The organism is Butyrivibrio sp. AE2032 (genome assembly GCF_000702965.1).
The window spans coordinates 993,183-1,012,084 of the sequence record NZ_JNLF01000005.1 but is presented as its reverse complement, the minus strand read 5'-3'; the positions used below and the strand labels follow the sequence as shown (position 1 = coordinate 1,012,084).

At 49.0% G+C, this 18,902-nt stretch carries 15 protein-coding genes; 9 read left to right on the top strand and 6 right to left on the bottom strand.

The features are described from left to right. The 4 genes from BO18_RS22330 to BO18_RS22315 all read left to right on the top strand — a co-directional run bounded on the left by BO18_RS22330 (position 1) and on the right by BO18_RS22315 (position 2,682). Positions 1 to 414, top strand: a complete 414-nt coding sequence (locus BO18_RS22330; RefSeq protein ID WP_034449775.1) for a PaaI family thioesterase — start codon at positions 1 to 3, stop codon at positions 412 to 414. Between the two features lie 27 nt (positions 415 to 441). Beyond that, complete coding sequence (locus BO18_RS22325) at positions 442 to 1,743, top strand: phenylacetate--CoA ligase family protein (RefSeq protein ID WP_034449774.1); 1,302 nt, start codon at positions 442 to 444, stop codon at positions 1,741 to 1,743. 18 nt (positions 1,744 to 1,761) lie between these two features. Then, a complete protein-coding gene (locus tag BO18_RS22320) occupies positions 1,762 to 2,184 on the top strand; it encodes a hypothetical protein (RefSeq protein WP_034449772.1) in 423 nt (140 codons plus the stop codon). 183 nt (positions 2,185 to 2,367) lie between these two features. Further along, positions 2,368 to 2,682: a hypothetical protein gene (locus BO18_RS22315; RefSeq protein WP_034449770.1), complete on the top strand. Its 315-nt coding sequence runs from the start codon at positions 2,368 to 2,370 to the stop codon at positions 2,680 to 2,682. Positions 2,683 to 3,015: 333 nt separating this feature from the next. Here BO18_RS22315 and BO18_RS22310 read toward each other — a convergent pair whose 3' ends face one another. The 3 genes from BO18_RS22310 to BO18_RS22300 all read right to left on the bottom strand — a co-directional run bounded on the left by BO18_RS22310 (position 3,016) and on the right by BO18_RS22300 (position 7,871). After that, positions 3,016 to 4,329, bottom strand: a complete 1,314-nt coding sequence (locus BO18_RS22310; RefSeq protein ID WP_034442651.1) for an IS4 family transposase — start codon at positions 4,327 to 4,329, stop codon at positions 3,016 to 3,018. A gap of 232 nt (positions 4,330 to 4,561) precedes the next feature. Further along, complete coding sequence (locus tag BO18_RS22305) at positions 4,562 to 6,127, bottom strand: sodium:solute symporter family protein (protein WP_034451599.1); 1,566 nt, start codon at positions 6,125 to 6,127, stop codon at positions 4,562 to 4,564. 106 nt (positions 6,128 to 6,233) lie between these two features. Continuing rightward, positions 6,234 to 7,871 carry a class I adenylate-forming enzyme family protein gene (locus BO18_RS22300; protein ID WP_034449768.1) on the bottom strand — a complete coding sequence of 546 codons (1,638 nt, stop codon included), beginning with the start codon at positions 7,869 to 7,871 and terminating at the stop codon, positions 6,234 to 6,236. Positions 7,872 to 8,027: 156 nt separating this feature from the next. On the opposite strand from BO18_RS22300, the gene BO18_RS22295 reads away from it, so the two are divergent. The 3 genes from BO18_RS22295 (at position 8,028) to BO18_RS22285 (ending at position 12,680) form a co-directional block, all read left to right on the top strand. Then, positions 8,028 to 9,770, top strand: a complete 1,743-nt coding sequence (locus BO18_RS22295) for an ABC transporter ATP-binding protein (protein ID WP_034449766.1) — start codon at positions 8,028 to 8,030, stop codon at positions 9,768 to 9,770. Continuing rightward, positions 9,763 to 11,739 carry an ABC transporter ATP-binding protein gene (locus BO18_RS22290; RefSeq protein WP_330379618.1) on the top strand — a complete coding sequence of 659 codons (1,977 nt, stop codon included), beginning with the start codon at positions 9,763 to 9,765 and terminating at the stop codon, positions 11,737 to 11,739. Before BO18_RS22295 ends, BO18_RS22290 begins: the two co-directional genes overlap by 8 nt. A gap of 62 nt (positions 11,740 to 11,801) precedes the next feature. Further along, entirely contained in the window at positions 11,802 to 12,680 is an 879-nt protein-coding gene (locus tag BO18_RS22285; protein ID WP_034449765.1) for a hypothetical protein, read from the top strand. A 66-nt stretch (positions 12,681 to 12,746) separates the two neighbouring features. Here the strand turns inward: BO18_RS22285 and scfB are convergent, their stop codons facing one another. From scfB to BO18_RS22270, 3 genes are read right to left on the bottom strand one after another with little or no spacing between them, the layout of a single operon-like run. Further along, positions 12,747 to 14,144, bottom strand: coding sequence for a thioether cross-link-forming SCIFF peptide maturase (scfB, locus tag BO18_RS22280; RefSeq protein ID WP_242856600.1), 1,398 nt, complete (start codon positions 14,142 to 14,144; stop codon positions 12,747 to 12,749). Positions 14,145 to 14,195: 51 nt separating this feature from the next. Continuing rightward, positions 14,196 to 14,342, bottom strand: coding sequence for a six-cysteine ranthipeptide SCIFF (gene scfA / locus BO18_RS22275; protein ID WP_034449761.1), 147 nt, complete (start codon positions 14,340 to 14,342; stop codon positions 14,196 to 14,198). 57 nt (positions 14,343 to 14,399) lie between these two features. Further along, complete coding sequence (locus tag BO18_RS22270; RefSeq protein WP_034449759.1) at positions 14,400 to 15,785, bottom strand: DegT/DnrJ/EryC1/StrS family aminotransferase; 1,386 nt, start codon at positions 15,783 to 15,785, stop codon at positions 14,400 to 14,402. A gap of 114 nt (positions 15,786 to 15,899) precedes the next feature. On the opposite strand from BO18_RS22270, the gene BO18_RS22265 reads away from it, so the two are divergent. Next, positions 15,900 to 16,265, top strand: coding sequence for a BlaI/MecI/CopY family transcriptional regulator (locus BO18_RS22265; RefSeq protein ID WP_034449757.1), 366 nt, complete (start codon positions 15,900 to 15,902; stop codon positions 16,263 to 16,265). A gap of 51 nt (positions 16,266 to 16,316) precedes the next feature. Further along, positions 16,317 to 18,785, top strand: a complete 2,469-nt coding sequence (locus BO18_RS22260; RefSeq protein WP_034449755.1) for a M56 family metallopeptidase — start codon at positions 16,317 to 16,319, stop codon at positions 18,783 to 18,785. Positions 18,786 to 18,902 lie beyond the last annotated feature (117 nt).

The window sequence follows — 18,902 nt, the reverse complement described above, 5'->3', positions numbered from 1 at the left end:
ATGGCTAACAGTCTAGAAGAAGTAAGAAAGTTTTTCGAGGGCGACAAATACGCCACCGAAGCAACCGGAATAGTTATCGAAAAGGCTGAGAAGGGCCACAGCGTAGTGAGCCTTGAGCCCGACGGAAGACACCTTAACGCTGTCGGAGGTCTCATGGGCGCAGTCTATTACACAATGGCCGACTTCGCGTTCGCCGTTGCAGAGAACTGCATTCTGGATTCCGATACGATCACGGTAACCCAGGCTACGCAGATGAATTTTTTAAGGTCCTGGCACGGCGGCAAAGTCACATGTACAGCCGACATCGTCAAGGACGGAAGATATATCTGTTTATACGAGGTAAAGGCCTTCGACAAGAACGGCACTGAACTCGCACTTATCATCGTTAACGGTTTTAAGACCGCACGAAAATAAACATCCCGCTTAAGGAGGGACCATTTTATGATTTGGAACGAAGCAAAGGAGTGCATGTCGCGTGACGAACTTGAAGCGCTTCAGAGCGCAAGACTCGTCAAGCAGGTAAACCGCGTTTATCACAACGTTGAGTATTACCGCAAGAAAATGCAGGCAGCCGGTTTGGAACCCGGCGATATCAAAGGTATCGAAGACCTTGATAAACTTCCGTTTACCACTTACGCAGATCTTAGAGACACATACCCCTTTGGTTTGGCTGCAGCACCCAGATCAGAACTGGTCCGTGTTCACGCATCATCCGGTACTACCGGAAAGCCCAAGATCGCCGTCTACACAAGACGCGATATCGATATCTGGGCTGAGTGCGTTGCAAGATGTCTTTCAATGGCAGGGATCACCAAGGATGACATCATCCAGGTAGGTTACGGCTACGGCCTCTTCACAGGCGGTCTCGGAGCCCACTACGGTGCAGAGTACCTCGGCGCTCTTGTTCTCCCTATGTCCACAGGCAACACACAGAAACTCATCGACATGATGATCGACTGTGATGTTACATCAATTGCCTGCACACCTTCTTATCTCCTGCACGTTGCGGAAGACCTTGAGAAGGCTGGTCTTGTAGATAAGATCAAACTCAAGTCCGCTATCTGCGGCGCTGAGCCCTGGACGGACGAGATGCGTGACCAGATGGAGTCAAGACTTCACATAAAGGCATACGACATCTACGGCCTCACAGAGATGATGGGCCCCGGCGTTGCATGCGACTGCGAATATCACAAGGGTCTCCATATCTGGGAAGACCACTTCCTTCCCGAGATCATCGATCCCGCCACACAGAAGCAGCTTCCCAAGGGTTCTGACGGTGAGCTCGTTATCACCAACCTCACCAAGGAAGGCATGCCTCTCATACGTTACAGGACCAAGGATCTCACATCCATCGAATACGACAAGTGCGAATGCGGACGTACGATGGCAAGGATCCAGCGCTTCAGAGGAAGATCCGACGACATGCTCATCATCCGCGGCGTAAACGTTTTCCCTTCACAGGTCGAGGCAGCACTCCTCACGGTAGAGGGAACCACTCCTCACTATATGCTCGTAGTAGACCGTGTCGACAACACCGACACTCTGGAAGTCCAGGTTGAGGTCGCCGAGAATGTCTTTACGGACGAGATCAAGTCTTTGGAGAAACTCTCCAAGGCAGTACACGACAAGCTCAAGATGGCCATCGGTCTCAATGCAAAGGTCAAGCTCGTTGAACCCAACGGCCTTGAGCATTTCGACGGCAAGAGCAAGCACGTTACAGACAAGCGCAAGCTTTATCAATAATACAGGGGAGGTACCGTTATGTTCGTTAAGCAGTTATCGGTTTTTCTTGAAAACACTGAAGGCAGACTTGATCAGGTATTGAAGATCCTTGCCCAGGGCGGTATCGACCTGCTTTCCGCAAGTCTTGCAGATACAATGGAATACGGCGTACTCCGCCTGCTCTCCAAGGAACCTGACAGAGCAAAGCAGATACTGAAGGAAGCCGGCTTTGCGGCACGTATCGATGAGGTTATCGCCGTTGTCGTTCCCGATGCGGTAGGAAGCCTTGCAAAGGTCGTTGCCATGATACATGCGGCTGGCATCAACATCAGCTACATCTACGGTCTTTCGATCGATGGTGAGGGCGCGCCCATCGCCATCAAGACGAATGACAATGCCAAGGCTGAAGCTATCCTCAATGCAGCAGGCGTAAAGACGCTCGGCATGGAAGATCTGCAGTAAGATAAGTTATTAATTCGATTTTTGAAGGAGCTGTCCCGTTGGGGCGGCTCCTTTTTGTATGTGACTTGAGATGAGACTTTTTGAGAAAACAGTCTCACTTAGATTCATCTGCAACATTTCTTTTTATTTATCTGTGTAAATGGTATAAGTGCAATTCAGGACATGTTTTCGGAGGTGCTTGAAATGACTCAGAATAAAAGGAAATGGTTGTTTGTAAAGATAGCAGCCGCAATAGCAGCAACTGCTGTTTTTGCAGTGCTGTTTGTAATTCCGTTCAACTTTAAGGATGAGGAAGGCGGGTATACTTTTTCGCCAATTGTCCCATGGTATGTGATCCGGGAAGAATATGATTATTTCAAGGAACCTTCAAACGCTCCATTGATTGGCACCTGGGATTTTCCTGACAGATCTGTAAGGCACAAACTGATAGTTTTCGGCAAAGAATACAGATCAGACATGTACCTGGAATATAAGGATGGCCGGGTAATAAAGATGTGATGGATTGCTAAAACTGATTACGATCATCTGCTTTTTGAAGGAGCTGTCCCGCCGGGGCGGCTCCATTTTTGCATGTGACTTGAGATGTGACTTTTTTCGAGAAAATAGTCTCATTTTCAGTCACACGTGGTGCAGGCAAAGTGAAGGCAACAAAAAAGGCCCGCCACCCAAGTGCAATGTCATTAAGTTAAGACGACGTTGACTCAAAGAGATCACAAAAACAAATAAAAAAAGAGACTGGAGAAGTGAAATCTTCAGTCTCTTTTCATTTTTCAGGCAGCGCAAACAGACAGATTGAGTCTGCCTTTTGGTTTCTTTCGATTGTCTGCTGTGCTATGCTACGCGGTAGAAGAATCTTTGCAATACTTCACCAAGCACAAACCTGTTTCGTTTACGGTTAGGTCTTATTGGGATTAGACACTTGGCAATTGCGGATTCTACATAAGGCGGCGATGTTTGTCCGTGCAGGAACAGTCTACATACGTGCGTTGCAACTGAAAAGTTGCATTTGTAAGTGTACTTTCTTTGTTTCTTTGAAATGGCTACGTGCGAGGTAATCACTTCAACAAAGTTGTACAGAGTAAGCCGTGCGAAGATCTCTTGCCGGATACACGCCGTCTTTTTTGAATGGTATTTAAGAAGTCCTATTGTGTACTTAAGATCCCTGAAAGATGTTTCAATTCCCCATCTGGAAGCATACAGTTCCTTTAATTTTTCAGGAGGATACTTATCTCCAGGAAGATTTGTAATAACTGTTTCGTAAGTGTTTGAAGATATCTTAAATCTGACTATTCTGAATTTAAGTGTGTAGAAAACAAGCGGATCAGCCTTGCGGGAATATTGCGGGAGATAGTCAAAAGGACTGGAATTGGCAATGTATCTAAAGTGATTACGGTCTTTAATCAGTTGTTTAACTTCATTCGTTTGCTTTCTTGTTAAGTTCAAAACTATGCTTTGGTCAAAACAATCCTCATTGGGAAGATCAAATCCGTTCTTTATTCCATAATTACCGTCTTTTATACGGATAAGAAAGTACCAGCCTTTCTCCTGAATATGAGCAAGATTGTTGTAGGACTCATAGCCTCTATCTGCAATAACCAGTGCCAAATGTATATCTGAACGGTCTACTAACTGTTGCAGAGCTGAACACTCGTCTCTCTGAGCACCATTCTGGATGACCACGGCTCTGTAAAGATGCTGGTTTAGGTCGTATAACGCATTGATATGCAGACTGTTATAGGGATCTTGTGTTCTTGAACCCGGAAGATATGTCAACTTATCGTCAGGATTGGTTGGCAAACGAACATCAGAACCGTCTACCGCAAGCACCGGCATATCGCCAGAATTAACTGTAAGTCTGGCAGTAAACTTGTTGAACACTGCTTCGAAGGCTTCTGGCTTCAGTTTGTCCCGTTGCTGTACAAATGCTGAAACTGACGGTATATCCGAAGTTCCTTTAAACATATCGATCAGTTCGTTGGGCAAACTCTTGCATTCCATGTTGATTATTCCGGAAATAAGCTTTTGCAGAGAGATTTTCCGGGTTCTGGTAAAGTCGCGATCAGGGTTAACGCAATAGGCTTCGGGTGTACCGGCAACTTCGGCTACGGCTGATGAAAGCAGTCTCTTTACGTGTTTAGGTTTCATGTAGCACCTCCTTGAAATCAGGTTTTCCTAATTCCAAGGGCCTCTTTGAATCTTCCATATAAGGATTCAAAGAGGCCGCACACTTTGGTGTGCGTGTCAACCCTTTAGTAAAAAAATCCTCAAAAAAAAGACCCCCATACCTTTGCGGTATGAGGATCTTCGGGATTACTGTCTTAACTTAATGACATTGCACCCAAGTGACAGGCCTTTTAAAAGCTTCAAGTAAAGTCTATTACGCTTCGTCAGCCGGTGCATTCTCGGGAAGCGAATACTTCTTCTCGACAGTGACCTTCTCGTCATAGCAGGAGAAGATGCCGTCGACCTTGTCCTTGGCAAGCTTAGGTGTGATAAGGCTTACGAGGGGTACGATAATGAGGCCTGCAACCATTGTGACTGCGCCTGCATTGATAGGTGAAGCGATGAACTTCAGGAACATGTTGGCAACAGTGAAGCCGACACCGAAGATGAAGCATACCCATACGGAGAGCTTTGTTGTCTTCTTCCAGTAAAGACCCCAGAGGAAAGGCGCGAGGAAAGCTCCTGCGAGTGCGCCCCATGAATAACCCATGAGCTGAGCGATGAATGTCGGAGGGTTAAGTGAGAGGAGTACGGATACTGCGATGAAGAAAACGAGGAGGAGACGCATCGTAACGAGCTGTGTCTTTTCTCTCTTCTTCTTGTCTTCGTTCTTCTTAGGCTTGATCTGCTCGATGAGGTCCAAAGTAACTGTTGAGCTCGATGTGAGAACGAGGGAAGACAGTGTGGACATCGAAGCGGAAAGAACGAGCACGATAACGACACCTACGAGAATGGTAGGGAGGTTCTCGAGCATGGTGGGGATGATGGAGTCGTACATGACTGAGCCGTCATCCTTGTAGATAGCGGGATTGCCTTCGTAAAGTCTTGCGAAACCGCCTAAGAAGTAGCAGCCGCCTGCAACGATGAATGCGAAGATAGTGGAGATGATGGTTCCTGCCTTGACGGACTTCTCGTCCTTGATGGCGTAGAATTTGCCGACCATCTGGGGGAGACCCCATGTACCGAGGGATGTAAGGATGATTACACCAAAGAGGTTAAGAGGGTCAGGTCCGAAGAATGATGTGAACGCACCCTGCATGCCTGCCGTAACGGGAAGGTCGGACTCTGACTGTGAAAGCGTGGTGAGAGCGCTGAGGAATCCGCCGTTGTTGTTAAGGACTGTAGCGATTACTGCCGTGATGCCGAAGAGCATGATGATACCCTGAACAAGGTCGTTTACGACTGTTGCCATGTAGCCGCCTAAGATGACATAGACGCAGGTAAGAGCTGCCATTACGATGATGCAGACCTTATAGTCGATGTTGAAGGCCATGTTGAAGAGTCTTGAAAGGCCGTTATAGACTGAAGATGTATAAGGGATAAGGAAGATGAAGGAGATGAGGGCTGCTGCAACTCTTAAAGCCTTGCTGTCGAATCTCTTTCCGAAGAAGTCAGGCATCGTCTTGGAGTTCAAGTGCTTTGTCATGACTCGCGTTCTTCTGCCGAGGATGATCCACGCGAGAAGCGAACCTATGACGGCGTTTCCGATACCGATCCATGTCGATGCCACACCGTACTTCCATCCGAACTGTCCTGCGTATCCAATGAATACTACCGCGGAGAAGTAGGATGTACCGTAGCCGAAAGCCGTGAGCCAGGGGCCTGCGTTTCTGCCGCCCAATACGAAGCCTTCAACGCTGTTTGCCTTTTTGCGTGTCATGATGCCGATTCCGATCATGACGGCGAAAAAGACTACCAGAAAGATAATCTTGATTGCCAGATCCATGTTTTGTTCCTCACTTTTGCTTCTTCCACCCTCAAAATGATAAGAAGCGTTTTTATTCAAAAAATAAGCCTTGTGCCTAAAAAGACACAAGGCTTACATTTTAAGACTGATTTTCCTGTTCTACAAGTCTTTCCGCACCATATCTTTTGCGGAGAACAGGTTTTTCGATCTTTCCGGTGGCGTTTCTCGGAACGTCAGCTAAGATGATCTGCTTCGGCCTCTTGTAACGGGGAAGCTGTGTGCAGAACTTTTCGAGCTCTTCAACGGTGCAGTTGCTGCCGGGTTCGATCTCAACGATGGCACCTGTGATCTCGCCTAATCTCTTGTCGGGAAGACCGATTACCGCAACGTCCTTTACCTTAGGATATTCCTGAAGGAAGTTCTCGATCTCGACAGGGTAGATGTTCTCACCGCCGGATACGATAACGTCCTTCTTACGGTCAACGAGGAAATAGAAACCGTCTTCATCCTGGCGTGCCATGTCGCCGGTGAAGAGCCATCCGTCTCTCAAAGTTTCCTTTGTTGCTTCAGGGTTTCTGTAGTATTCGAGCATTACGCCGGGACCCTTGACGCAGAGCTCACCGACCTCGCCTTGAGGTACTGTGTTGCCGTTCTCGTCAACGATCTTGCACTCCCAACGGTAACCCGGAACGCCGATGGCGCCAACCTTGTGAGTATTTTCGAGTCCAAGGTGAACGCAGCCGGGGCCGGTGGATTCGGAAAGACCGTAGTTTGTATCGTACTGGTGATTCGGGAAGTAATCCTTCCAGTGACGGATGAGTGACGGAGGTACGGGCTGTGCGCCGATGTGCATGAGACGCCACTGATCGAGCTTGTAATCAGAGAGCTTCAAATCGCCACGGTCAAGTGCATCGAGGATGTCCTGAGCCCACGGTACGAGGAGCCATACGATAGTGCACTGCTCGTCGGAAACTGCCTTTAAGATAACGTCAGGCTTTGTGCCTTTCAGAAGAACAGCCCTGCTGCATGTCCACAAGGAGCCCATCCAGTGGAATTTGGCGCCTGTGTGGTAGAGGGGCGGGATGCAGAGGAAGCAGTCGTTCTTGCCTGTCTCATGGTGTACGGCTTCCATCTCAGCAGCCTGTGTAAGGCTTCTGTGAGGGTGAAGGATCGCCTTGGGGAATCCTGTCGTGCCGGATGAGAAGTAGATGGCTGCATAATCTTCTTCAGTAAGTTCGATCATGGGATCTCTTGAGGAATAGTCAGCAACCTGCTGCCAGTAATTCTCTGCGAATTCGGGAGCCTGACCGTCACCTACATAGAGGAGAAGTCTGTCCTTTGCGAGCTCTTCTGCATTGATATTAAGTCTGTCCACGAACTCCGGTCCGAAGAACATGACTGAGATCTCTGCAAGATCAGCGCAGTATGAGATCTCGTTTGCCGTATATCTGAAATTAAAAGGAACTGCTATGGCACCGGTCTTTAAGATACCGAAATAGATAGGAAGCCACTCAAGGCAGTTAAACATAAGGATAGCTACTTTGTCGCCTTTTTTGATCCCGCGTCCGAGGAGCATGTTTGCTACTCTGTTCGACTTTTCGTCGAAGATCTGCCATGTGATCTCGTGACGGTAAGGTGTGGACTTTGTCTGCTGGACAAGGTCGAATTCCTTGAAAGAGATCTTTCTCGTTTCTTCCATTGCGGGATTGAGCTCGATAAGAGCCACTTCATCGCCATGCTCTCTGGCATTGCGTCTCAATAAATCTGTTACAGGCATTATTATTCCTCCCTGGCGCTTTACCTTTATTTAAATAAAGCCAAAGACAATAATATCATCGCAGCCGATGTTCGTCAAAAAACAAAATAATAAAGTACACTTTATTTTTATAGTGATTTATAATATGGTGTCTTATTATTATTCGGGGAAATATTTATGATCAAAAAACTGATGCAGTCTATTCGCCAGTACAAGAAACAGTCGATACTGTCACTTGTATTCATCATCGGCGAAGTAATTCTTGAAGTTCTGATCCCGTTCTTTACATCGGACATGGTAAACCAGATACAGGCCGGCGCCCAGATGGATACCATATTAAGGATCGGAGGAATCATAACGGTTGCAGCCATCTTTTCTCTGGTGTGCGGTGCTCTGGCCGGCAATTATTCGGCGAAAGCTTCTGCGGGATTTGCAGGAAACCTCAGAGCCGATATGTTCGAGAAGGTTCAGAAATTCTCTTTTAAGAATATAGATAAGTTTTCCACATCGTCTCTCGTCACGAGAATGACGACCGACATCACTACCGTTCAGAACGCATACATGATGCTCATAAGGATCGCCATAAGAGCGCCCTTCATGTTCATCTTTGCCATCATCGTTGCATACATCCTCGGCGGATCTCTTGCCACGACATTCCTTATCGTTGTTCCTGTTTTCGGTATCGGACTGATACTTATCGGAAAGTATGCAATGCCTGCTTTCCGCGCGGTCTTCAAGAAGTACGACAAGATGAACGAATCCATCGAAGAGAACGTCCGCGGCATGCGTGTAGTCAAGGGCTTTGCCAGGGAAGAATACGAGATGGAAAAATTCGGCAAGGCTTCCGACAACATCAGATGGGATTTCACCAAGGCCGAGAGGATCGTAGGACTCAATTCACCTCTGATGGAACTTTGCCTGCACTTTAACGTTGTCTTTGTTCTTTACATAGGTTCCAAGATGGCCGTAACAAGCCAGGGCACCACGATGAACATCGGTCAGATCTCCGCTCTCATGACATACGGATTCCAGGTCCTCATGTCGCTCATGATGGTATCGATGATCTATGTAATGCTCACGATGTCCGTTGAGGCGGCTAAGCGTATCGTTGAAGTGCTGAACGAGGAGCCTTCGATCACGAATCCCGCCGAGCCCGTCATGGAAGTTCCGGACGGATCGATCGATTTCGAGGATGTCGCATTCAGATATTCCGAGAAGGCTGCAAGAGATGCTCTCTTTGACATCGATCTTCATATAGACAGCGGAATGTCCGTCGGTATCCTGGGCGGTACGGGTTCGTCCAAGACGACTCTCATCCAGCTCATACCGAGGCTCTATGACGCCACCGCGGGTGTGGTCAAAGTAGGCGGCATTCCGGTCAGGGATTACGACGTAAAGACATTAAGAGATGCGGTATCCGTAGTGCTTCAGAAGAATGAGCTGTTCTCCGGTACCATCGCGGAGAATCTCCGCTGGGGCAACGAGAATGCGACTGACGAAGAGATAGTAGCGGCATGCAGGATAGCACAGGCCGATGAGTTCATCTCACAGTTCCCTGACGGATATAACACATACATCGAGCAGGGAGGAACCAATGTATCCGGCGGCCAGAAGCAGAGACTCTGCATAGCGAGGGCCCTTCTCAAGCAGCCGAAGATACTTATCCTCGACGACTCGACATCCGCTGTCGATACCAGGACTGATGCTTTGATAAGAAAGGGTTTCATGGAGTATATCCCTGAGACCACAAAGATAATTATCGCCCAGAGAGTTGCTTCCGTTCAGGAGTGTGACATGATCGTCATCATGGACGGCGGTAAGATCATGGGCACCGGAACTCACGAGGAACTCCTTATGACAAGTGAGATCTACCGTGAGATCTATGAAGAACAGACGAAGGGAGGATCAGGTGATGAGTAATAAGCCCAATGCTCCCAAGAAGCCGGTAGAAGCGGCACCCGCTCCGGGCGGAAGAGGAAGAGGTCCCGCATCGATGTCCCAGATCATGGGATCCATGGACAGCCTTAAGCGTGTCCTTAAGATGTATATCAAACAATTTCCCGTACTCTCGGTTATTGTTGCGATCTGCGTTATCTATAACGCTGTTGCCGGATCCATGCCTGCCGTATTCCTTCAGAAAGTTACGGCAGTCCTTACTGAAACTGTCGAGACAGGCGACTGGCAGACCGCAAAGATCAAGATCGTATCTTTCCTTATCCCTCTGATCATAATATATGCGCTTGCTGCCATCGTCAGCATACTCCAGTCGCAGCTTCAGGCGTACATGACACAGAAATTCCTGCATAAGCTGAGAACCGATCTTTTCGACAAGATGCAGACTCTGCCTCTTAGATATTTCGATACTCATAAGCACGGCTATATCATGAGCCATTACACCAATGATATCGATACTTTGAGACAGCTCGTCTCCATGGCGATCCCGACGATCCTCAGGGCAGGCGCGGTCATCATCTCGCTGTTCATCATCATGATCAACTACAGCCTTTGGATGACGCTTATCATGGTATTGGGCATCATCGCCATGATCTTCGCCACGGGAAAGGTCGGCGCAGGTTCCGCAAAGTACTTTGTCAGACAGCAGAAGGCGGTTGCTGCCACCGAAGGTTATATTCAGGAGATCATGAACGGTCAGAAGGTCGTAAAGGTCTTCAACCACGAGCAGAAGGTTTCCGAGGAATTCAACAGGCTCAATAACGGGCTCGCTGACGACAGCGGCAAGGCTAATACCTATGCCAACATCCTTGCGCCCATCATCGGCAATATCGGCAATATCGTATACGTTCTCCTTGCTGTAGGCGGCGGTCTCATGATGGTATTCGGAGTAACCAATATCTCCATCTCAGGCCTCCCGATGGGCATCGACGTTATCGTTCCGTTCCTTAACGGCAGTAAGCAGTTCATGGGCAACATCAACCAGTTCACGATGCAGATGAACGCCATCGTCATGGCCGGTGCCGGCGCGGAGCGTGTTTTCGCTCTCCTTGACGAAGAACCTGAGACCGACGACGGTTACGTAACGCTCGTTAATGCCGACATAGCTGCAGACGGAACGATCACGGAAGCTGACCATCCGACAGGACGCTGGGCATGGAAGCATCCCCATAAGGCTGAGGGTACTATCACGTATACTGAACTCAAGGGCGATGTAACGCTCAACGAAGTTGACTTTGCCTACGTTCCCGAAAAGCAGGTCCTCTACGATGTATCCGTTTTCGCCAAGCCCGGACAGAAGGTAGCCTTCGTTGGCGCCACTGGTGCGGGCAAGACCACGATCACGAACCTCATCAACCGTTTCTATGACATAGCAGACGGTAAGATCCGCTACGACGGCATCAACGTCAACAAGATTAAGAAGAAGGACCTCAGAAGATCACTGGGTCTCGTTCTCCAGGAGACGAACCTCTTCACCGGTACCGTTATGGAAAATATCCGTTACGGCAGACTCGATGCAACCGATGAGGAATGTAAGGACGCGGCTAAACTCGCCGGCGCAGCTGACTTCATCGAGCGTCTCCCTGACGGCTATAATACGATGCTCACCAATAACGGTGCCAACTTCTCACAGGGTCAGAGACAGCTTCTCGCCATCGCGAGAGCGGCAGTTGCTAATCCGCCCGTCATGATCCTCGACGAGGCAACATCCTCGATCGATACCCGTACTGAAGCCATCGTTCAGCGCGGTATGGACAAGCTCATGGAAGGACGCACGGTCTTCGTCATCGCGCACCGTCTTTCCACCGTTATGAACTCGGATGTCATCATGGTACTTGACCACGGCAGGATAATCGAGCGCGGCTCGCACGAGCAGCTCATTGCCGAAAAGGGCACGTACTATCAGTTGTACACGGGTGCATTCGAACTCGAGTGAAGTGAATGATATAATTATCTGATGAAGAAAAAAGCGTCAGTGGGAATAAAGGAAAAGATAATATGAAGAAACAATTGACCATCATCCTTACAGCAACTGTTTTTTCATTGCTCCTGTCTTCGTGCGGCTCACACGGCGGCAGCGGTAACAAACCCAAGCCAACGTTACCGTCGTCGACCACCTATGAGACTGTCTCGGTAAGGACCCCTTCTCATGATCTTTCCAAGGTCGATGTCATGGAGACGTTCGACGATTACTATGTTCCCGATTACGATGAACCCTGGGGTGCCACACAGCATCTGAACATGGCGAACGGGGACGTCGATAATTTCTTCTGCTACTATACGCTCGACTACAACGGTAATCAGGTCAATGAGAACCTGAACTATGTATCCACCATCAGCAGACCCATGATAATCGAGTATCCTGCAGATGAGGACGGCTATGTAATATATGAGGTTACATATACACAGACTTTCCCGATCTGTACCAAGGAACCTACGAGCGCATATAATTCTTTCTTCTCATATCACGGCGTCGGTTTCGTCGATTTCTATTCCGGGACTAAGTTTCCTGTGGTAAACCTGTCGACGCAGATCGACAGCTACGGCGTAACCGGCAACTACATCCAGAACGGCAAGAAGTTCCATATCAGCTGCTATGAGTTCCGTGAGACGGAAGTGCTCGACAGTTACGCGACAGACGCAGGCGACGGCATGGTCATAAGGGAAGAGTACATCAAACTGACCCAGACTTCGTACTTCATCGTTCCCGAAGGCTACGACGGGATCCTTATGTATGTCTACGTTGCTGACGATACCGATACGCCTCTGGAGAAGGTCCTCGAAGACAACACACCGTATTTTGTCGGGCCGACTCTTTTCGGTATCGACGAAAACCCCGACGATCACGTCTTCTTCGGAATAAACGCACCCAGATAATGAGGTGCTTATCGGACCCGGCGCCGATCGGACCGTTCTTTGACTGATTCGCGAAAAAAGGAAATATTAACCGTTGCCCGGCTGCTCAAGCCCTGAAGTCAGGAGCTTGACGGCTATCGCGCACTCAATCCTCTTGCGGAAGATATCGCATCCCATCTCATAGACACCGTTGATGTCGCCTGACGCGTGATAGGAGTTTGCAGCGCATCCGCCGGAGCAGTAGAGCTTGGCCCAGCAGTCCTTGCATTCCGGACGGCTGTAAGCGTTGCATGAAGCGAATTTGTCGCGGAGTTCCGTGTTCTGGACGCCCTCGTAGATTGAGCCCATCCTGTATGCCTCATCACCGACGAACTGGTGGCAGGGGTAGAGATCGCCCCAGGGCGTGACGGCGAGATATTCAGTGCCTGAACCGCAGCCGGCGATCCTCTTGTAGATGCAGGGACCGCATGTGAGATCCAGCATGTAGTGGTAGAAGGTGAATGGTCTGCCTTCGTTATAACGCTCGACCATGAGGCGGGCGAGATCCTCGTACTGTCCGAAGATGACGGGCAGATCTTCCTTTGTAATGGCTGAAGGACTCGACGGATCGGTGACTACGGGCTCCATAGAGAGCTCGTTGAAGCCTAAGTCGAGCATCTGTTTGATGTCGTTCAGAAAGTCAGTGTTGTAGTGCGTGAACGTGCCGCGCATGTAATAACTCTTGTCGCCCCTCTTTGCGACGAACTTCTGGAAGTTCGGAACGATCCTGTCGTAGGAACCGTGGCCTGCGTAATCTACTCTGAAGCGGTCATTTACCTCTTTGCGGCCGTCTAAAGAGAGAACGACATTATGCATTTCTTTGTTGCAGAATTCGGTGACTTCATCGTCCAAAAGAATGCCGTTGGTCGTAAGAGTGAAGCGGATATTCTTGTTGTGCAGCTTTTCCTGTTCACGTCCGTAGGCAACGAGCTGTTTGCAGACGTCCCAGTTCATGAGGGGTTCGCCGCCGAAAAAGTCTATGTCGAGGTTCTTGTGGAAACCGGAATTCTCTATGAGAAAATCGATTGCGCGCTTGCCGACCTCATAGCTCATTATGGCGCGTTCGCCGTGGTATTTGCCCTGGCTCGCAAAGCAGTAGGAGCAGTTGAGATTGCAGGTGTGGGCGACATGAAGGCAGAGAGCCTTTATCTTGATGTTCTTTTTCCTGAAATCCTTTGCCAGGTGTTCGTATTTGTCGGGAGCATAGAGCTTTCCGGCGGTCTTCAGGTCATCGATGTCTGCGATGCATTCCTCAGCGTCTTCTCTTGAGATGCCGTGCTTTTCGACAGCTTTCGAGATGACTTCTTCAGCAGGCATGTTCTCATACCAGCGGATCATGTCATAGGCGACCTTGTCGACCATGTGAATGGAACCCGAATAGCAGTCGAGTACGATGTTAAGACCGTCAAATTGATAGCAGTGGATCATGTAAACTCCCGATTTCATAAAAAAGGTCCCACGTAAAATGGGACCTTAAGTGTTTAAGATAAACTCAGCTTATTTATTGAGCTGCTCGCATGCCTGATTGGCAACACCGCAAGATGTCTTGCATGCGGACTGGCAGGATGTCTGGCACTCGCCGCAGCCGCCTTCCTTAGCTGACTTCTCGAGATCTCTTGTCTCAACAGTAACGATTCTTGTCATGTTAATAATCTCCCTTAGAATTTAATACGTGAATTATACTTTGAAGGACCTTTACAGTCAAGGCAGAACGGGTATCAGTCCGTTGTAGTTCCTGCCTCCGCCCATGAGCAGATGGATATCGCCTCTCGAAAGGATCTTCAGAGTCTCTTCGGTTATCGTCTCACCTGGCATGAGAAGAGGGATACCGGGCGGGAATCCGTAGATGAATTCTCCCGATACGCGTCCGATCGCTTTTTCCGGTTCGAGTTCTTCGCAGAGCAGGCGGTATCTTGCCGCTTCCTGCAGAGTGGTCTTGAACCTCGGATACGGTCTTGATATGAACTGCGCCTCGATGTACTGGCCTTCCATGGCTCCGTCGGTCGTTATGACCGCGTCGCAGAACCGCTTGAGTGATTCCTCAGTATCTCCTATGCCGGTCATGGCGATGAGGTGGGAAGGGAAGCTCACTTCGCATTCTATGTTGAAGGTTCCTCTTAAGTACTCGAAAAGAACATCGCCCAGTCCCATGAGAACGAATTTGGATCTCTCCCTGACAGGTGCCTCCCAGAGCTTGAAATTGCGGAGTCCCTTAAGGTTGCTCTCGGCGTATGAGATTGCATTCTCCCACGGCTTCAGGATCGAAGAACCCTTGGCGTTAAGGCCGGCAAGACATTTCGACACGCCCTGAAGGAGCACGTAGGAAGGACTCGAAGTCTCGAAGATATCAAGTCCTCTTCTAATGAGAGACACATCGACGGGACATCCCTCATGAAGGAGCATCACCGCTGTCTGGGTAGGGGATGAGAGGGTCTTGTGAAGGCTCTTTATCACGATGTCGCCTCTGCTGTCCGGCCCGAAAAAGGCATCGTCCAGACCCAGGTGCGCGCCGTGTGCGCAGTCGGTGATGAGGAGGGCGTCGTATTTTCTCGTAATGCGGAAGATCTCCTCCGTGTCGGACTGGACGCCTTCGTATGTCGGTGAAGTGATGATGACAGTCTTTATCGAAGGGTCCCTTGCGAGATTACGTTCGATGTCTGACGGGGCAACGGGTCCTGCAAAAGGCAGTCCGATGTCAAATGCCGGCATCAGCGGAACGATCGTGGATCCGGTGAGTTCTATAGCGTTCCAGACCGCCAGATGGCAGTTCATGGCGGTAAGGATCTTTGTGCCGGGATTGAGAATGGAAGCGCTCCAGATTGCCGCAAGTATCAGTGCGGTCGAGCCGTTTACCGAGATGAATGCGTTTTTCGCTTTCCAAAGCGAGGCGGCGCAGTCTTCCATATCCTTCAGAAGCCCTTTGGGTGAGTGGAGATTGTCGAAGCCGCCGATCTCGGTGATATCGCGCATGAATGCCTGGGATACAAAGTCCGGATTGCGCTTGCCGCCCGGCATATGCATCGGCAGAGGGTCAGTTCCCAAGTAGAGCTTCAAAGCTGCTCCGAGCCTGTCGTTGTCGTACTTCATCCCTTTGTCCGTCCTTTTAATTGTAAGGTAACACAAAAGAAGACTATAAAAAAGTTGACATCAATATTCTACACGTGTAGAATTATGGAAAAATATATAAGGGAGATTATGTCTATGAAAGAAAATTCAATCGGTGACAGCGAATATAAGCTGATGGAACTGATCTGGGAATATTCACCCGTATCTTCAGGTGATCTTTCAAATATCTGCGAGATGGTGCACGGCTGGAAGAAGACCACGGTCTACACCATGCTAAAGAGACTGGCAGACAAAGGCTTTATTAAGAACGAGAAGTCCGTTATCACTTTCCTCGTCGGCCGTGACGAACTTCAGCAGCAGCAGAGTGAGGAGCTCGTCGAAAAGAGCTTCAAAGGATCACTCCCCATGTTCGTAAATGCCTTCCTGGGCGGCGGCAAGAAGATGAGCAAGGAAGATGCGGCCAAGCTGATCGACATGATCGAGGAGCATACCGAGGAATAATGTTTTCCTTAAACGAGGGTTACATAGAGGGAATAGAGGAACAGTTTTTCTATGAGCGAGATATTCTATAAAGTCCTGGAGATGAGCCTGTACGGCAGTATTGCCATCCTTGCGGTTCTACTTTTCAGGCTCATATTCAAGAAATGCCCCAAGCGCATCCTGATCCTTTTCTGGATCATCGTCGGACTGAGGCTTGTGATCCCGTTCAATTTCAATTCCCCGACGAGCGCTCTCAATGTGGGAAGATTCTTCACGCCGGTAATACAGGAAGATGAGAATTATGTTTACGATCCCGAGACCAGGATCAGGGAGATCACGACTGTTGACCATTCCGTTCAGGAGACTGTTCAGACACCGGCCGTAACACTTGCAGATGACGGCAGCGGGAGTCAGGAAGTTCAGAATGTAACCAAGCCTGCTGCACAAACATCTAAGATCTCGGCAAAGGACGTCATAGCAGTGATCTGGTTTGCTGTTGCTGTATCCATGCTCGTGTTCTCGGCAATAAGGTATGCATTGTTCTATTCCAAGGCCAGATGGAGTTCGCGCTCTTTTGACGGAAGATACTACATGGCAAACAACATCGATTCGCCCTTTGTTGTCGGCATCTTCAGCCCGAAGATATTCTTCCCGATAAACATGGACGATGACGAGCGCGAATATGTCCTGAATCACGAGTGGACACATATCAAGAACAAGGACGGCGTGACCAAGCTCGTCAGCTACATAATCCTCAGCATTCACTGGTTCAATCCTCTCGTATGGATCGCTTTCTTCATGCTCTGCGCCGACATCGAAATGAGAGTCGATGAAGAGACGACGAGCAACTTCAGCCTTTCGATGGTAAAAGAATACTGCAAGTCACTGGTAAGGCACGCGGCTGATGACAACAGGGGAGCTTTCATGCAGAGCACCGCATTCAGCGGCATCGGCTTCGGTGGGATGGAGACCAAGCTCAGGGTAACTAATCTTCTTGACAGCAAGATAGATTCCAAAGCCCTGCAGATCGTATCCATAGTCGTCACGATGGTGTTCGCTTTATTGGTTTCAGCCGCATCAGCTGAGCATCAGCCTTGGGCAAGGAAAGCACCGGTTGTCCCTGAACCTTCAATGACAGAAAGCATTGCTGCCGGCGGGGTTACAGAAGAGTCCACGGAAGAAACATCAGAAGAACTGACTTATGCCAAGGCATATCTGGATATCGTTGAAGCAAACGGAAGCGATTCAAAGTATAAATATCTGCTTATCTATGCGGACAGCGATCTTATTCCGGAACTGGTCGTAGAGAAGCTTAATGCCGGAAGTGAACTTCAGTCGGAAGTAAGTCTCTATGCTTTCAGGGACGGAAAGACCGTACCGGTTTTCGAGAATATGATCAAAAGTCCTGAAGGCGGCGATGAATACGTTTATTATCCATATGGAGATCTCATCGTCAGAAGGACCACTCAGCCAAGCGGTGAATCGGTTGAATACAAAGGCTATACGGTTGACGCACTTATAAACGGAGAAGACCCCGAACATACCGGTGTTGCTGATTATCCCGTATATTCCGTCGACGGCAGTGAGGCAGATCTTGATAAATTCAACCTGACTTTCCATATAGATCAGCTGTTTCCCGTCGAAGGCAGATACTTTGCTGCTGATATGATCAACATACTTAATAACGAGCATAACCCGGATTATGTTCCTGTTCAGACGGAAGAGACTTTAACGGATGAGACCACGTCTGAGACTTCAGAAACATCGGAGACATCAGAGACCACCAGTGTCCCGGAGGCGTCACAGGGTCCGACTTTCGATAATCTTACAGAAGGAAGCATCATTAAGTTCAACAAGAAAGGCAGTTCCGAATTCTACCTTGAGGGCGATTACGGCTCTGTCAACGTAAACCTGCTTTCGAGCAAAAAAGCGGTATTCAATGTCAACGGTTATGAGTTTACCGAAGACATCCCGGAGCCTGATAATGCATTTATGTATCTTATCAGGGCATACGGAAGGACTCTCATATATATCCAGTTCTTCCCGGCAAACACCGATCCTGCTATCTATGTCTATGATATCGGCGATCAGCGTGTCACCTTTGCAGGGTCAGTCAATGACATCTATATCTACTACGATCCGTTCGTTATCTACGGTATTGTCTGTGTCGAGTGCTACGGGACAGACCCCCTCGTCGACATCATCAGGTATTACGAAGTATCGCCCGACAACTTCCTTCCTGTGGCCGCCAGCGGCAGGATCACTACGTTCGCTTACAGAAGGACGCTCCTGTCAGCAGCGGAATACACCGGATATGTTGTAAGGGACGGCCACGTTTACTGGGATGAGCCTGTGACGATAAAGGAGCGCGACATTGTCGTCCTGGTCGAGACCGATGATAAGAGTTATATCGATGTAAAGTACGGAACCGACGGAACGGTCGTAAGACTTGACTTTACCTCCTGGCATGACAGGTTCTATGTTGAAGGCAACAGCAGATGGCTCTACGTCGCGATCTCGGATATGTTTGTTCCGCTGTGATGCGGAGTTTTCCAGGCTTTTAACGGCTGGGGTACAAGTCGGCCACGTTTCATAGAGGTATCGAAAAGAAAAGTATTCCCGATATTTCGATACCCTGGAGGCCGCGCCCATATAATT

Bases quoted from the DNA above. Each gene is read 5' to 3' on its own strand.
- BO18_RS22315 (WP_034449770.1), top strand. From the start codon at position 2,368: ATGACTCAGAATAAAAGGAAATGGTTGTTTGTAAAGATAGCAGCCGCA.
- scfA (WP_034449761.1), bottom strand. From the start codon at position 14,342: ATGACAAGAATCGTTACTGTTGAGACAAGAGATCTCGAGAAGTCAGCT.
- BO18_RS22330 (WP_034449775.1), top strand. From the start codon at position 1: ATGGCTAACAGTCTAGAAGAAGTAAGAAAGTTTTTCGAGGGCGACAAA.
- scfB (WP_242856600.1), bottom strand. From the start codon at position 14,144: ATGAAATCGGGAGTTTACATGATCCACTGCTATCAATTTGACGGTCTT.
- BO18_RS22300 (WP_034449768.1), bottom strand. From the start codon at position 7,871: ATGCCTGTAACAGATTTATTGAGACGCAATGCCAGAGAGCATGGCGAT.
- BO18_RS22320 (WP_034449772.1), top strand. From the start codon at position 1,762: ATGTTCGTTAAGCAGTTATCGGTTTTTCTTGAAAACACTGAAGGCAGA.
- BO18_RS22285 (WP_034449765.1), top strand. From the start codon at position 11,802: ATGAAGAAACAATTGACCATCATCCTTACAGCAACTGTTTTTTCATTG.
- BO18_RS22325 (WP_034449774.1), top strand. From the start codon at position 442: ATGATTTGGAACGAAGCAAAGGAGTGCATGTCGCGTGACGAACTTGAA.
- BO18_RS22270 (WP_034449759.1), bottom strand. From the start codon at position 15,785: ATGAAGTACGACAACGACAGGCTCGGAGCAGCTTTGAAGCTCTACTTG.
- BO18_RS22290 (WP_330379618.1), top strand. From the start codon at position 9,763: ATGAGTAATAAGCCCAATGCTCCCAAGAAGCCGGTAGAAGCGGCACCC.
- BO18_RS22310 (WP_034442651.1), bottom strand. From the start codon at position 4,329: ATGAAACCTAAACACGTAAAGAGACTGCTTTCATCAGCCGTAGCCGAA.
- BO18_RS22260 (WP_034449755.1), top strand. From the start codon at position 16,317: ATGAGCGAGATATTCTATAAAGTCCTGGAGATGAGCCTGTACGGCAGT.
- BO18_RS22295 (WP_034449766.1), top strand. From the start codon at position 8,028: ATGATCAAAAAACTGATGCAGTCTATTCGCCAGTACAAGAAACAGTCG.
- BO18_RS22265 (WP_034449757.1), top strand. From the start codon at position 15,900: ATGAAAGAAAATTCAATCGGTGACAGCGAATATAAGCTGATGGAACTG.